The organism is Oleiphilus sp. HI0061 (assembly GCF_001635675.1).
Genome location: NZ_LWFE01000956.1, coordinates 1 through 343 on the forward strand (window position 1 = coordinate 1; position 343 = coordinate 343).

At 46.9% G+C, this 343-nt stretch carries 1 pseudogene; it reads right to left on the bottom strand.

The window, feature by feature from the left end:
- Nucleotides 1-343, bottom strand: a pseudogene (locus A3735_RS30875) (type II secretion system protein GspE); the annotation flags it as partial.

A 343-nucleotide genomic window follows, 5' to 3' on the forward strand; every position in this document is an offset into this window, starting at 1 on the left:
CAATCGTGGTAACGCCAGCCAACACCTTCTGAATACCATCATCATGTATGCTTGGACCACACTTACGTGCATAAGTTTCAAGCTCTAGCTCACCGGCTTTGCTATGAATAAGCTCACGCATCTGTTCATCTATTTGCACAAGTTCGTAGATACCAATACGGCCCTTATAACCAAGATGATTACACTCTGGGCAACCTTTTGCTTTGTAGATAGGAGGTTTCGATTGGCCAGGCCCGTGCTCTATATGCAGAAATTCGCATTCGCTGTCATCAGGCTCGTAGGGTTGACGACAGGAGGTACACAGAACACGAACCAAGCGCTGTGCCATAATACCAACAAGGCT